The sequence below is a fragment of the Halobacillus sp. ACCC02827 genome (genome assembly GCF_030291935.1).
Taxonomy (GTDB): Bacteria; Bacillota; Bacilli; order Bacillales; family Halobacillaceae; genus Halobacillus.
Window position 1 is genome coordinate 380,889 of sequence record NZ_CP128168.1, and the last position, 12,296, is coordinate 393,184.

General features: G+C 47.2%; 15 protein-coding genes and 8 tRNA genes. 22 read left to right on the plus strand and 1 reads right to left on the minus strand.

The window, feature by feature from the left end:
• The first annotated feature begins 45 nt into the window (after positions 1-45).
• From QRD89_RS02045 to QRD89_RS02105, 13 genes are all read left to right on the plus strand, one after another.
• Complete coding sequence (locus QRD89_RS02045; RefSeq protein WP_008632968.1) at positions 46-1,068, plus strand: LolA family protein; 1,023 nt, start codon at positions 46-48, stop codon at positions 1,066-1,068.
• 144 nt (positions 1,069-1,212) lie between these two features.
• Positions 1,213-2,361, plus strand: coding sequence for an alanine racemase (gene alr, locus QRD89_RS02050; RefSeq protein WP_286096199.1), 1,149 nt, complete (start codon positions 1,213-1,215; stop codon positions 2,359-2,361).
• A 150-nt stretch (positions 2,362-2,511) separates the two neighbouring features.
• Positions 2,512-2,793, plus strand: a complete 282-nt coding sequence (locus tag QRD89_RS02055; RefSeq protein WP_026576976.1) for a CopG family ribbon-helix-helix protein — start codon at positions 2,512-2,514, stop codon at positions 2,791-2,793.
• A 5-nt stretch (positions 2,794-2,798) separates the two neighbouring features.
• Positions 2,799-3,149 carry a type II toxin-antitoxin system PemK/MazF family toxin gene (locus QRD89_RS02060; RefSeq protein ID WP_008632962.1) on the plus strand — a complete coding sequence of 117 codons (351 nt, stop codon included), beginning with the start codon at positions 2,799-2,801 and terminating at the stop codon, positions 3,147-3,149.
• Positions 3,150-3,364: 215 nt separating this feature from the next.
• The gene (gene rsbRA, locus QRD89_RS02065; protein ID WP_008632960.1) at positions 3,365-4,234 is read left to right on the plus strand and encodes an RsbT co-antagonist protein RsbRA; all 870 of its coding nucleotides are present in this window, start codon (positions 3,365-3,367) and stop codon (positions 4,232-4,234) included.
• Between the two features lie 5 nt (positions 4,235-4,239).
• Positions 4,240-4,596, plus strand: coding sequence for an STAS domain-containing protein (locus QRD89_RS02070; protein ID WP_008632953.1), 357 nt, complete (start codon positions 4,240-4,242; stop codon positions 4,594-4,596).
• 2 nt (positions 4,597-4,598) lie between these two features.
• Positions 4,599-5,000, plus strand: coding sequence for an anti-sigma regulatory factor (locus tag QRD89_RS02075; RefSeq protein ID WP_008632951.1), 402 nt, complete (start codon positions 4,599-4,601; stop codon positions 4,998-5,000).
• 14 nt (positions 5,001-5,014) lie between these two features.
• A complete protein-coding gene (locus tag QRD89_RS02080; RefSeq protein WP_026576975.1) occupies positions 5,015-6,025 on the plus strand; it encodes a PP2C family protein-serine/threonine phosphatase in 1,011 nt (336 codons plus the stop codon).
• 65 nt (positions 6,026-6,090) lie between these two features.
• Entirely contained in the window at positions 6,091-6,420 is a 330-nt protein-coding gene (locus QRD89_RS02085) for an STAS domain-containing protein (RefSeq protein ID WP_008632949.1), read from the plus strand.
• A gap of 2 nt (positions 6,421-6,422) precedes the next feature.
• The gene (gene rsbW / locus QRD89_RS02090) at positions 6,423-6,899 is read left to right on the plus strand and encodes an anti-sigma B factor RsbW (RefSeq protein ID WP_008632948.1); all 477 of its coding nucleotides are present in this window, start codon (positions 6,423-6,425) and stop codon (positions 6,897-6,899) included.
• Positions 6,871-7,650, plus strand: a complete 780-nt coding sequence (gene sigB / locus QRD89_RS02095) for an RNA polymerase sigma factor SigB (RefSeq protein ID WP_026576974.1) — start codon at positions 6,871-6,873, stop codon at positions 7,648-7,650. Before rsbW ends, sigB begins: the two co-directional genes overlap by 29 nt.
• Positions 7,651-7,670: 20 nt before the next feature.
• The gene (locus QRD89_RS02100) at positions 7,671-8,246 is read left to right on the plus strand and encodes a SpoIIE family protein phosphatase (RefSeq protein WP_286096200.1); all 576 of its coding nucleotides are present in this window, start codon (positions 7,671-7,673) and stop codon (positions 8,244-8,246) included.
• 140 nt (positions 8,247-8,386) lie between these two features.
• Positions 8,387-10,546 (plus strand): Tex family protein, encoded by a 2,160-nt coding sequence (locus QRD89_RS02105; RefSeq protein ID WP_035387936.1) that lies wholly within the window; start codon positions 8,387-8,389, stop codon positions 10,544-10,546.
• Between the two features lie 47 nt (positions 10,547-10,593).
• Here QRD89_RS02105 and cmpA read toward each other — a convergent pair whose 3' ends face one another.
• The gene (gene cmpA / locus QRD89_RS02110; RefSeq protein WP_008640235.1) at positions 10,594-10,704 is read right to left on the minus strand and encodes a cortex morphogenetic protein CmpA; all 111 of its coding nucleotides are present in this window, start codon (positions 10,702-10,704) and stop codon (positions 10,594-10,596) included.
• Positions 10,705-10,781: 77 nt separating this feature from the next.
• On the opposite strand from cmpA, the gene QRD89_RS02115 reads away from it, so the two are divergent.
• From QRD89_RS02115 to QRD89_RS02155, 9 genes are all read left to right on the plus strand, one after another.
• Positions 10,782-11,225 (plus strand): SprT family protein, encoded by a 444-nt coding sequence (locus QRD89_RS02115; RefSeq protein ID WP_286096201.1) that lies wholly within the window; start codon positions 10,782-10,784, stop codon positions 11,223-11,225.
• Between the two features lie 177 nt (positions 11,226-11,402).
• Positions 11,403-11,477, plus strand: a tRNA-Asn gene (locus QRD89_RS02120).
• Between the two features lie 4 nt (positions 11,478-11,481).
• A tRNA-Ser gene (locus QRD89_RS02125) sits at positions 11,482-11,572 on the plus strand.
• 11 nt (positions 11,573-11,583) lie between these two features.
• Positions 11,584-11,655, plus strand: a tRNA-Glu gene (locus tag QRD89_RS02130).
• Between the two features lie 17 nt (positions 11,656-11,672).
• Positions 11,673-11,749: transfer RNA gene (locus QRD89_RS02135), tRNA-Asp, on the plus strand.
• Between the two features lie 7 nt (positions 11,750-11,756).
• Positions 11,757-11,831: transfer RNA gene (locus tag QRD89_RS02140), tRNA-Gln, on the plus strand.
• 115 nt (positions 11,832-11,946) lie between these two features.
• Positions 11,947-12,022, plus strand: a tRNA-Lys gene (locus QRD89_RS02145).
• A gap of 6 nt (positions 12,023-12,028) precedes the next feature.
• Positions 12,029-12,110, plus strand: a tRNA-Leu gene (locus QRD89_RS02150).
• Positions 12,111-12,153: 43 nt separating this feature from the next.
• A tRNA-Leu gene (locus tag QRD89_RS02155) sits at positions 12,154-12,238 on the plus strand.
• The last annotated feature ends 58 nt before the right edge of the window (positions 12,239-12,296 follow it).

A 12,296-nucleotide genomic window follows, 5' to 3' on the forward strand; every position in this document is an offset into this window, starting at 1 on the left:
TTTCGTTCCCTTTGTCCTTAAGTAGAGACAAAGGAGTTGTGTCTTATGCAAAGACGTTTTCTGATTCTACTATTCAGTTTGTTCGTCTTAGGTACACTGGCAGCTTGCGGCACCCAGTCTAAAGAGGATGTTGTCAAGAAGCTGGAGAAGCAGTCGGAGGAAATGGCAGGCTATAAGACCGAAGCAAACATGAAGATGAAAACCGGCAAGGCAGAGCAGAAATACCATATTCAAGTGTGGCATAAGAAAGATGATTTCTATCGGGTGAAATTGAACAGCGACAAGGATGAGAAGGGAAGCCAGATCATCCTGAAGAATGACAGCGGTGTTTATGTGTTGACACCTGCCTTGAACAAGAGCTTCAAGTTCCAGAGTGAATGGCCGCAGAACACGAGCCAGCCTTATTTATATGCGTCTTTGTTGAATGACATCAAGGCAGATGATGATGCCGAATTCACGACGTCGGATAAATATTATGAATTCAAGACGAAGACCAACTACCAAAACAATAAGACTCTCCCTTATCAGAAGATCTTCTTCGACAAAAAGTCTTACCAGCCCGTCATGGTTCAAGTATTTGATCAGGATATGAACGCACTGGTGGAAGTCCAATTCGCCAATTTCGCCAAAGATGATTCCTTGAAGAAAGAGGACTTTGATGTAGATAAGAATATGGCGATGGCACCGACGGAAGCACCTGTTGCGAACATGGAAGGACAAGAGCTTGAAGAAGTGCTGTATCCGGAAGAGACATTCGGTGCAGAACTTGCAGAAGAGCAGGAAGTCAAAACAGATGACGGCAAGCGGATCATTATGAGCTATGCCGGCGAGAAGAATTTCACGCTTGTCCAGGAGAAAGCAGAGGTGGAAGCCGCAAGCGCATTATTCTCCGTACAGGTGAACGGTGACCCGGTTCAGCTTGAAGGCGGCGTGATCGGTGCGATGGAGAATAACCGTCTGGAATGGACGCAGGACGGAACCACGTATCAGCTTGCCAGCAATGAATTGACGAAGGATGAAATGATTTCGGTAGCAAGCTCCATCTATAATGGAGACATGGTGAAATAGTCGCTGGTTGGAGCAGGCTTAACGGTCTGCTTTATTTTTATTTTCCGTACCTCTAAAGATTCCCCCTTATGCGATTTGACAGTCCCCGGCAATCATTCAATAATAGGAAGATACATTAGTTGCAGAGGAGCGGACGTTTTGCCAATGAGTTACTATCGAGATACTTACGTAGAAGTGAATCTGAACCATATTGCACAGAATATCCATCAATTGAAGGAGCGTCTCGTCTCTTCAAAGAAAATCTATGCGGTTGTCAAGGCGGACGCCTACGGACACGGAGATATCCAGGTGGCAGAGGCTGCCTTGGAAGCAGGAGCGGAAGGACTTGCCGTCGCGATCCTGGATGAAGCGTTGAAACTAAGAGAAGCGGGTGTGACAGCCCCGCTGCTCGTCATGGGCTGGATTCGTCCGGAAGATGCGGCACTGGCAGCCGTCCATGATATCGCCGTCACCGTATTTCAGCGGGAGTGGCTGGATCAGGCTGGAGAGCAGGCATTGGAACGGCCGCTCCGTATACATTTGAAGTTGGACACAGGGATGGGGCGCATCGGAGTACGTTCCGAAGCCGAGCTGGATGAAATCCTTCCTTATATCGATGAGCGCCCGAACTTCCAATTAGAAGCGCTTTTCACCCATTTTGCGACAGCTGATGAAGCAGATACGACATACTTGGAGGAGCAGCAGCGCCGCTTTGATGAATTGTTCGCTCATTTTGAAGGAAAATGGCAGGAAAATGTCGAAATTCATACGAGTAACAGCGCAGCGAGCATGCGCTTTCCGGAAAAAACGGCCCATTTTGTCCGTTTTGGTATCAGCATGTACGGTTTATATCCGTCGCAGGATGTGAAGCGGGAACGTCCGATTGATTTGCAGCCCGCGATGTCGCTGCACAGTCAATTGATTCACGTGAAACAATTGGAAGCCGGTGAAGCAGTCAGTTATGGTGCCACGTATAAGGCGCAGGAAACCGAGTGGATCGGCACCGTACCGATCGGTTACGCGGACGGCTGGACGAGGAAATTGCAGGGGATGGACGTGCTGGTTGACGGAAAGCGCCATCCGATTGTCGGAAGAATTTGCATGGATCAACTCATGATTCGGCTGGATCAGGAATATCCTATAGGGACAAAGGTTACCTTAATTGGTAAACAGGAGGATCAGGAGATCTCCGCAGATGACATAGCCTCCAGGTTGGATACCATCAATTACGAGGTGCCTTGTATGATCGGCAGCCGGGTACCGCGTGTGTACGTGAAAGATGGCAGGATCGTAGATGTCAAAAACGCTCTCTGACGCGGATTGGACAATTCTCCCTATGTAAGGATAACAGGTTCCATGATTCACGAAAAAATTCCAACACTCCTTTGCAATGGACACTCCCGTTTGATAAGATTAGAGTGGACTAATTGACTGGTTTCTTTTGAGAGAAGATGGTGGAGGTGTATGGTTTTGTCCGATAGCATGCAGGAGATTGTCATCCGGATTCCGGATAACCTACTCAATGAAGTGGATGGCTTCATTCAACTCGAAAACAGTGATCGGAGCGATTTCATGTGTCAAGCAACGAAAATGTATTTGCGTGAAAAGAAACAGCGTCATATAAGAGAATCCATGCGTAGAGGCTACATGGAAATGGCGAAAATCAATCTCAACATCGCTTCAGAAGCGTTCCAAGCTGAAGAGGAGGCAGACCACACCCTGGAGCAATTAGTGAGCGGGGTGTGAAGCCGGTGATAGTCAAACGAGGAGACGTTTATTTCGCTGATTTGTCCCCGGTCGTGGGATCCGAACAAGGCGGGGTTCGTCCTGTACTCATCCTCCAAAATGATATTGGTAATCGTTTTAGCCCTACGGTAATCGTCGCCGCGATTACTGCGCAAATACAAAAAGCCAAACTCCCTACACACGTAGAAATTAACGCAGAAAAATACGGGTTCGAACGAAACTCTGTGATCCTATTGGAACAAATCAGAACGATTGATAAACAGCGTTTGACCGACAAGATTACTCAACTGGATGAACCGATGATGCAGCAAGTGAACAAATCCTTGCAGATCAGTCTCGGTTTGATCGATTTCTGATCCGTCTAAGCTATTCCATAATAAAGTTGCCTGGATAAAGGTAACTTTATTTTTTTTTACGTTTATAGTTTATAATAAGATTTATAAGGGTAATGATGATGGCGTGATTTTTTAATGCGTGAAGGTATGATAATTCGCTTATTTTTGTTAATATTATATTCAAATATTATTAGAACGGAATTATAGAAGGGTAATACAGGCGGAGGTTTGAAAAAATGGACGAACGATTGAAGAACGTAGTAATCGAGTATAGTGATGACATAGTAAAAATGTGGTTGGAAGAAGTGAATGCACATAAGCAGAACGACTATACGTCGACGATTTCCGACGAAATGTTCGAAAGTACAAACAGGGAATTCGTCAATGTCATTTTCTCCAGCATTGAAAAACAGGGGTTGTCCTCCGATTTGGACGATTTCTCGGAGCGGCTGATTAACTTAGGCTGGCCGCTGAGCTATCTGACAGATGGGATGCAGGTATTCCGCCGCGTGGTGACCGGCTTCATCCTGAACCAGTCGGATCAAATAGACTCGGATTATTTCTCCAGGGTACTGAAGGAAGTGGACGGTTGGGTGGATCCGATCATCAACCGCCTTGTTAATGAGTATTCCGGGAGCTGGGAACACATCGTTTCCCTTCAACGTGTCGCTCTTCAGGAACTTTCAGCTCCGCTCATTCCTGTCATGGAAAACATTACGATCATGCCGCTTATCGGAACGATCGACACAGAACGTGCCAAGCTCATTATGGAGAACCTGCTGGACGGGGTCATCAAGCACAATGCGGAAGTCGTGCTGATCGACATTACCGGAGTTCCGGTCGTCGATACAATGGTTGCCCACCACATCATCCAGGCGGCAGAAGCGGTCCGTCTTATCGGTTCCCGCTGCATATTGGTAGGGATACGTCCGGAAATTGCCCAGACCATCGTCAATCTTGGTATCGATTTAGGGAAGTTCCCTACGAAGAGCTCCTTGAGAAAAGGTTTTCAAACAGCGCTCGAATTAACGAATCGCCGGATCGAAGATACACAAAACACCTACGAGGATATTGAGAAATTGATTGATTCGCTAGATAAGGAGTGAGAACAGTGAGAATACCGATTCTGAAGCTTCATAATTATCTGTTGATCTCTATCCAGATCGATTTGGATGATCAGACAGCTATCCAGTTTCAAGAAGACTTGCTCAGTAAGATCCATGAAAGTGGTGCGACAGGGGTCGTCATCGATTTGACGTCTGTGGACATCATTGATTCCTTTATTGCCAAAGTACTCGGCGATGTGGTGACCATGTCCGATTTGATGGGTGCCAAGGTCGTACTGACAGGTATCCAACCGGCTGTTGCCATGACTCTGATTGACTTGGGTATCCATCTCCAAGACGTTCCTACAGCATTAGACTTAGAACAAGGGCTGATTAAACTTCGCCAGGAATTGGAGGAGTGAGTATGGACTTCCAATCCTGTGTCAATATAAAAAAGGAGTGGGACATCGTCGGGGCACGACAACTGGGCCGGGACATTTCCAGGAAAATCGGTTTCGGCACCGTTGATCAAGCGCGGATTGCCACTGCCATATCTGAACTGGCAAGGAACATATACTTATATGCTGGAACGGGGAAAGTATGTTTTGAAGTGATGGAAGATATGAACAAAAAAGGAATCAGAATTGTTGCGATGGACAGCGGTCCCGGAATTAAAGATATCAGCCAGGTGATGGAAGACGGCTTTACGACTTCCGGAGGGCTTGGTGCCGGATTGCCCGGAGTGAAACGATTGATGGACGATTTCGATATCGTTTCGGAAGAAGGGGAAGGTACGGAAATAAGAGTTGTTAAATGGCTCCGTTAGAGGAGGTATAACTGATGAGTACATTGAAGCTCGATTTGGAGAATTATAAGGAACTTTTGCAGGAGTATATTAAGACGAAAGATGAGCAGGCTCTGTATCAGGCAGAGCAGTTCAGTAAGCATTCGATGCAGCAGAATATTTCACCGGAAGAAATCATCAATGTCCACATTCAGTCGTTACAAGAAATATACCCGGATATGCCCGAGTATATTCAATCTTCGATGAACTTCCTTTTGGAAACGATGATCTCCTATGGTCTTGCCTATCAGGAGTATCAGTCTCTCAGGGAAAAGCAGCTGGAGCTGAAATCAGAGATATCGGTAGCTGCCAATATGCAGAAGACGCTGCTTTCGACAGTTAAGCCGGAGCTTGCTGAAGTAGAGGTCGGAGCCCTGAGCGTTCCGGCCAAGCAGATGAACGGAGATTATCATCACTTCGTGGATGACGAAAAAGGGAGTCTCGGAATTGCTATCGCTGATGTCATCGGTAAAGGGGTCCCGGCGGCCTTGTGTATGTCGATGATCAAATATTCGATGGACAGTTTTCCTGAAATGAGGACGGACCCGAGCGTCATTCTTGGGAGCCTGAACCGCGTCGTGGAACGCAACGTCGATGCGAGCATGTTCATTACGATGTTCTACGGATTATACGATACCAACGATCACACTTTCTCTTATTCCTCGGCCGGTCACGAACCGGGTTTCTATTACCATAGTGACAGGGACGAATTTGAGGAAATTGACGTTCCCGGCCTGGTGCTCGGCGTTTCACCGGATGTCACTTACACGCAATATGAAAAGAAAGTGGAAAAGGGAGACATGATCATTCTTCTGACAGATGGTGTGACCGAATGCCGTCAGGGGGAGCGGTTCATCGAACAGGAAGAAGTTCTCCACGTCATCAAACAGTACGCACACCTGCCTGCTCAAGGGATTGTAGACCATGTGTACAAGCATTTCGAGCGTTTGCAGGACTTCCAGCTTCGCGATGATTTCACTTTGATTATCCTGCGCCGTAATGTTTAACGGCCTGTTGGGACGGGTACTATCGATGTGATTGACTTTTTTAGGATCTTAGGAGGGTAAATGGTATGAACTTAACTATAGATGTTACGAATAAAGAAAGTGTTACGACCGTTGTTTTATCCGGAGAGGTAGATGCATTCACCGCTCCTAAATTGAAGGAAACGCTGCTTCCTTTGACGAAAGAACAAGGTCAGGTACTCGAAGTGGATTTTGGAAGTGTCAGCTATATGGATTCTACAGGTCTCGGTGTGTTCATCAGTGCTCTGAAGTCCACGAAGGAACATGGAACGGAAATGAGACTTATCCATATGCAGGACCGGGTATATCGTCTGTTTAAAATCACCGGCTTAACCGAAATCATGACGATTGATTCTACAGTGCAAGGTGGAATGTAATAATGGAACCATTTGATTTTGTCGAAGTGAAAGTACCAGCCAAAGCAGAATACATCGGGGTTGTTCGTCTGAGTACGTCAGGGATCGCCAACCGTATGGGTTTTTCCTACGAAGATATCGAGGATTTGAAGGTGGCGATATCAGAAGCCATTACGAATGCCGTCAAGCATGCGTATAAAGAAACGGGCGAAGGCGAAATTACGATCGGCTTTGGAGTATATCAGGACCGCTTGGAAGTCATGGTGGCAGATCACGGTGGAAGCTTTGATTTGGGCGAGGTGAAAGAAGACATCGGCCCGTACAAGCAGGATGATGATATTGAAGAGCTCCGCGAAGGTGGTTTCGGCCTGTTCCTCATCGATGCATTGATGGACAAAGTTGAAATCAACAGTAAATATGGAGTCATCGTCTTAATGACGAAATACCTCCATGAAACTGGGGTGGGTCAAGATGGCGACCAAATCACAACACCACAATGAAGAAGTATATGAATGGATAGCACATTTACAAGAACACCCGCGTGATGAGGTAATACAGGAGAAGATCGTTCTTGTTTATAAAGACCTGGTCGAATCCATCGCTCGGAAGTATTCCAAGAACAGTACGATCCACGAAGATTTGGTGCAGGTGGGGATGCTGGGTCTGCTAGCTGCCATCCGCAGGTACGACCCGGAATTCGGAAAGTCTTTTGAATCCTTTGCGATTCCGACCATCATCGGTGAAATCAAACGGTTCATCCGCGATAAGACATGGAGTGTCCATGTACCGAGGCGGATCAAGGAACTCGGCCCGAAGATTAAGAAAGCGGCCGAAGAATTGACGAATATGCTGCAGCGTTCTCCTTCTGTGTTGGAAATCGCTGATTATCTGGAAGTTTCGGAGGAAGATGTTCTGGAAACGATGGAAATGGGCAAAAGCTACAAAGCCTTGTCCGTCGACAGGAAGATTGAAGCCGATTCCGACGGGAGTACCGTTACCATTCTCGATTTAATCGGGAATCAGGATGATGGATATTCGAACATCGACCAAAAGATGCTGCTTGAGAAGATACTCCCGATCCTGAGCGAACGAGAGCAGGAAATACTGCAGTGTACGTATTTTGAGAACATGAGCCAGAAAGACACCGGAGAGCGACTGGGAATATCACAAATGCATGTTTCCCGACTGCAAAGAAGAGCACTCCGTAAGTTGAGGGAAGCCTTGCAATCTGAATCCATAGAGGTATTCTAGTGGAAAAGGAGAGTAAGCGCGTGAATTTATCTGTTTTTCAAAAAGCGAAAAAAGGCAATTACCACTGCGGAGACAGTTATTTCTATATAGAGACGGAAGATGGTTTCCTTTGCGCCCTCGCAGATGGATTAGGAAGCGGCGAGTTGGCAAAGGAATCAGCGGATGCTGTGATGAAGGTTATTCAATGGAATCCTGATCTAGGAATTGAAGCGCTTGTGAAAAAGTGTAATGAAGCACTCGTCGGCAAACGCGGAGTCGTTCTTGGAATCCTCCGGATCGACTTTCATACAGGAACCTACTCTTATTCTTCGATCGGCAACATCGGTGTTATTACGATTGATGCGGATGGAAAGAGAAGCAGGAATATTCCGCTTGCCGGCTATTTGGCAGGATATCCCCGAACACTGCGGGTAGCCCGCGGGAAAGCAGAGAAAGGTATGTTCTTCCTGATGTTTTCAGACGGCGTCAACGATCGTCGGCTGTCGAGTGAATTGACAAGAACAAGAAGTGTGGAACAGATTACCCATCGTTATCAAGAGTTGTATGGACAGTTTCGGGAAGACGATACGACACTGATTGTCATGGAATATGATTAAACCCCTGGAATCCCATGGTGGCGGGACTAGGGGTTTTTGTGTACCTGTCTATATTTTCCGGCGGCGGTGGCGTGTGGAGCGGCGTAATTTGATACAATGAAGAAGACGCCATTGAAGGAGGTCTTTTTTTGAGTGATGTAATGGTGCAGCCGGAAGTAACGAAACTGGTTGCCGAACAAACCAAAATGAATGAGAAAACGATTAAGCAGGTAATCGCATTATTAGATGAAGGAAACACGGTTCCGTTCATCGCCCGTTACCGAAAAGAAATGACAGGCGGGTTGGATGAAGTACAGATCAAAGCTGTTGAGGATCAGTGGAATTATGTAACGAATTTGATGCAGCGAAAAGAAGAAGTCATCCGATTGATTGAAGAGCAGGGAAAGTTAACCGATGAATTGAAGCGGGACATTGAGTCGGCGTCCCAGCTTCAGAGGGTGGAAGATCTGTACAGGCCGTATAAACAGAAAAGAAGAACGAGAGCCACGGTCGCTAAAGAGAAAGGGCTGGAACCGCTCGCCTTGATGGTTTGGGAGCAGAAGCAGCGCATGGACTTTGAGAAGGAAGGGGAAGCCTTCCTTTCAGAGGAGAAGGAACTTGTTACTCTGGAGGATGTGGAAGCCGGAGTGAACGATATTCTCGCGGAATGGATTTCTGAAGATCCGGGTTACCGGGAGCGCGTCCGCAAGCAGACACGTGATAAGGGAACGATCGAATCATCCGGCAAGAAGACAGAAGAAGACGAGAAGGGTATCTTCGAGATGTACTATGAATACCAGGAACCTGTACGGTCTATTGTCTCCCACCGGATTCTTGCGCTTAACCGCGGCGAGAAAGAAGAGGTATTGAAAGTATCGATCCATCCTCCTGAAGAAGCGATCCTTCAGTACTTGGAGAGGAATGTCATCCACCGGAATACGGTAGGGAAGATGCGGGAGCTGTTGGCTGCGGCCATTCAGGACAGTTACAAACGCCTGATCCAGCCTTCCGTGGAGCGGGAAATCCGTAATGCCCTGTCGGAACAGGCGGAGGAGCAGGCGATCGAAGTGTTCTCAAGCAACCTGCGCAGCCTCCTGCTGCAACCTCCGTTAAAAGGGAAAGTAGTGCTGGGCATCGATCCGGCCTTCCGGACCGGGTGTAAGCTTGCTGTTGTGGATGAAACGGGGAAAGTGCTCGATATCGGGGTGATCTATCCGACGGCACCGAGGAACGATACAGCAGGAGCAGAGAAGAAGGTTCTTCAGTTCCTTAAGCAATACGGGGTCGAGTTGATGGCAATAGGAAACGGGACGGCTTCCAGGGAGACGGAGCAGTTCATAGCAGATCTGATCCAGAAGCATGACCTTGATGCTGCTTATATGATCGTCAACGAAGCGGGCGCAAGTGTTTATTCCGCTTCTAAACTGGCAAGGGAAGAGTTTCCTGATTTTCAAGTCGAAGAGAGAAGTGCTGTATCGATCGCACGACGCGTCCAAGATCCGTTGGCGGAGCTTGTCAAAATCGATCCTAAGTCGATAGGTGTCGGTCAATACCAGCATGATGTGAGTCAGAAGAAATTGAATGATTCCCTTGGTTTCGTCGTAGAGACGGCGGTGAACCAAGTAGGGGTAAACGTAAACACCGCCTCCGGTTCCCTTCTGCAGTATGTATCCGGACTGAGTAAGACCGTAGCGAATAACATCGTGAAGAAGCGGGAGGAGCTTGGGAAGTTCACGAAGCGTTCCGAGCTTAAGGATATTCCGAGGCTGGGAGCGAAGACGTTCGAGCAGAGTATCGGCTTCCTCCGCATACTGGACGGAGAGGATCCTCTCGATAGAACGTCTATTCACCCGGAGAGCTATAAGGCCACAAGGCAGCTGATTGCCGGAATCGGATACAGGACAGAGGATATTGGGACGGAGCAGTTGTCCGAAGCAGTCAAAGGTTTGGATACAGGAGAGCTCTCTCTAGAATCCGGCATCGGTAAACTTACATTGGAAGACATTTTGAAGTCTCTCGTTCAACCGGGACGAGATCCGCGTGACGATCTGCAGAAACCGATCCTTAAGAAGAATGTTCTTTCTATGGAAGATTTGCAGCAGGGAATGGAACTGGAAGGGACCGTCCGTAACGTGGTCGATTTCGGTGCCTTCGTAGACATCGGAGTGAAACAGGACGGGCTTGTCCATATCTCCAAGTTATCCAACTCCTACGTCAAGCATCCGATGAACGTCGTGTCTGTCGGGGATGTCGTGACGGTGTGGGTGGAACAAGTGGATGCGAAGAAGCAGAGAATCGCTTTGACGATGGTCCAAAAATAAGAAAACGAACAACTACCTGGGAGGGAGCGCTCGCCGGGTAGTTGTTTTTATTTATATAGATGCTGGTAGTAGTACCAACATTGATTCAGCACTTTTATTTGATATTTATCCTTATTATAGAAAGCATCTGCCATTTGTTTCTTCAACCAGGACGGCATGGAAGTCGCTCCTTTCCGTTTCGATTTTTTCATGGATATGATAAAGTATGCAGAAGACAGAGGAGGTGTGACCGCTGATGATGACCGATCAAGAATTGCAGCAATGGACGAAGCAGCTTTCCGAGACGTATTTCCACAAACCCTATCCAGACAAGGTTTACTTTAATTCAAGACTCCGTACTACAGGGGGGCGGTACATTCCATCCCGAAGAACTATCGAAATCAATCCGAAGTATGTAAAGGAACTGGATGGGAAAGAATTAGAAGGCATCATCAAACATGAGCTTTGTCATTATCACCTTCATATAGAAGGAAAAGGATACACCCACCGCGATCCAGCCTTTGAAGCACTGCTGAAGGAAACAGGTTCACCAAGACACTGCGCACCGCTGCCTTCCCAGCGAAAAACCTCTCATCAATATGTTTGCACACAATGCGGACAATCATACTACCGCCAAAGACGGATGGACGTCCGAAAGTACCGTTGCGGCAAATGTAAAGGGAAATTAAAAAAGAAGTAAAAAATACATTGACGAACAGAACATGTCCATGTTAAATTAAATAAGCCCTAGAAAAACGAACCAACATTCATTGAAAAACAACAATTTTTTCTTTGAAAAAGGTTTGACAAGCAAAGGGAATTGTTATAATATATATAACGTCGCCGATAAACGACGACAACGAAACATAATAACTATTCCAACGTAGCTCAGTGGTAGAGCAATCGGCTGTTAACCGATCGGTCGTAGGTTCGAATCCTACCGTTGGAGCCATTACGGAGAAGTACTCAAGTGGCTGAAGAGGCGCCCCTGCTAAGGGTGTAGGTCGCGTAAGCGGCGCGAGGGTTCAAATCCCTCCTTCTCCGCCATTCATCTTAATGGCCCGTTGGTCAAGCGGTTAAGACACCGCCCTTTCACGGCGGTAACACGGGTTCGAATCCCGTACGGGTCACTTTCAATCTTTACATAGGTCCGGTAGTTCAGTTGGTTAGAATGCCTGCCTGTCACGCAGGAGGTCGCGGGTTCGAGTCCCGTCCGGACCGCCATTGTCGTTGGGCCATAGCCAAGCGGTAAGGCAACGGTTTTTGGTACCGTCATGCGCTGGTTCGAATCCAGCTGGCCCAGCCATTTTTCTTTGAAAAAAGGGTTGACAAACAAACGAATAAGTTATATGATTGTTCTTGTGCTTGAAAAACAGAAAGCGCAAAAATAATTTTCAAAGTGTAATAGATTCCTTTTACGCGAGCCATTAGCTCAGTTGGTAGAGCATCTGACTTTTAATCAGAGGGTCGAAGGTTCGAGCCCTTCATGGCTCACCATTTTATGCGGGTGTGGTGGAATTGGCAGACACGCTAGATTTAGGATCTAGTGCTTCACGGCGTGGGGGTTCAAGTCCCTCCACCCGCACTTTCCATTTACATGATCAGCATTGAATTGTGAATAACAACTTGCGGTCGTGGCGGAATCGGCAGACGCGCTAGGTTGAGGGCCTAGTGGGAGTTAATCCCGTGGAGGTTCAAGTCCTCTCGGCCGCACTAACTTTTTCAAAAAAAGTTCTTGCGTTCGAAAACAAGTTGTGATACAATATTCCTT

Excerpts from the sequence above, each read along its gene's own strand:
- QRD89_RS02045 (WP_008632968.1), top strand. The coding sequence starts at position 46 with ATGCAAAGACGTTTTCTGATTCTACTATTCAGTTTGTTCGTCTTAGGT.
- alr (WP_286096199.1), top strand. The coding sequence starts at position 1,213 with ATGAGTTACTATCGAGATACTTACGTAGAAGTGAATCTGAACCATATT.
- QRD89_RS02055 (WP_026576976.1), top strand. The coding sequence starts at position 2,512 with ATGGTTTTGTCCGATAGCATGCAGGAGATTGTCATCCGGATTCCGGAT.
- rsbRA (WP_008632960.1), top strand. The coding sequence starts at position 3,365 with ATGGACGAACGATTGAAGAACGTAGTAATCGAGTATAGTGATGACATA.
- QRD89_RS02075 (WP_008632951.1), top strand. The coding sequence starts at position 4,599 with ATGGACTTCCAATCCTGTGTCAATATAAAAAAGGAGTGGGACATCGTC.
- QRD89_RS02080 (WP_026576975.1), top strand. The coding sequence starts at position 5,015 with ATGAGTACATTGAAGCTCGATTTGGAGAATTATAAGGAACTTTTGCAG.
- QRD89_RS02085 (WP_008632949.1), top strand. The coding sequence starts at position 6,091 with ATGAACTTAACTATAGATGTTACGAATAAAGAAAGTGTTACGACCGTT.
- rsbW (WP_008632948.1), top strand. The coding sequence starts at position 6,423 with ATGGAACCATTTGATTTTGTCGAAGTGAAAGTACCAGCCAAAGCAGAA.
- sigB (WP_026576974.1), top strand. The coding sequence starts at position 6,871 with ATGGCGACCAAATCACAACACCACAATGAAGAAGTATATGAATGGATA.
- QRD89_RS02105 (WP_035387936.1), top strand. The coding sequence starts at position 8,387 with ATGGTGCAGCCGGAAGTAACGAAACTGGTTGCCGAACAAACCAAAATG.
- cmpA (WP_008640235.1), bottom strand. The coding sequence starts at position 10,704 with ATGCCGTCCTGGTTGAAGAAACAAATGGCAGATGCTTTCTATAATAAG.
- QRD89_RS02115 (WP_286096201.1), top strand. The coding sequence starts at position 10,782 with ATGATGACCGATCAAGAATTGCAGCAATGGACGAAGCAGCTTTCCGAG.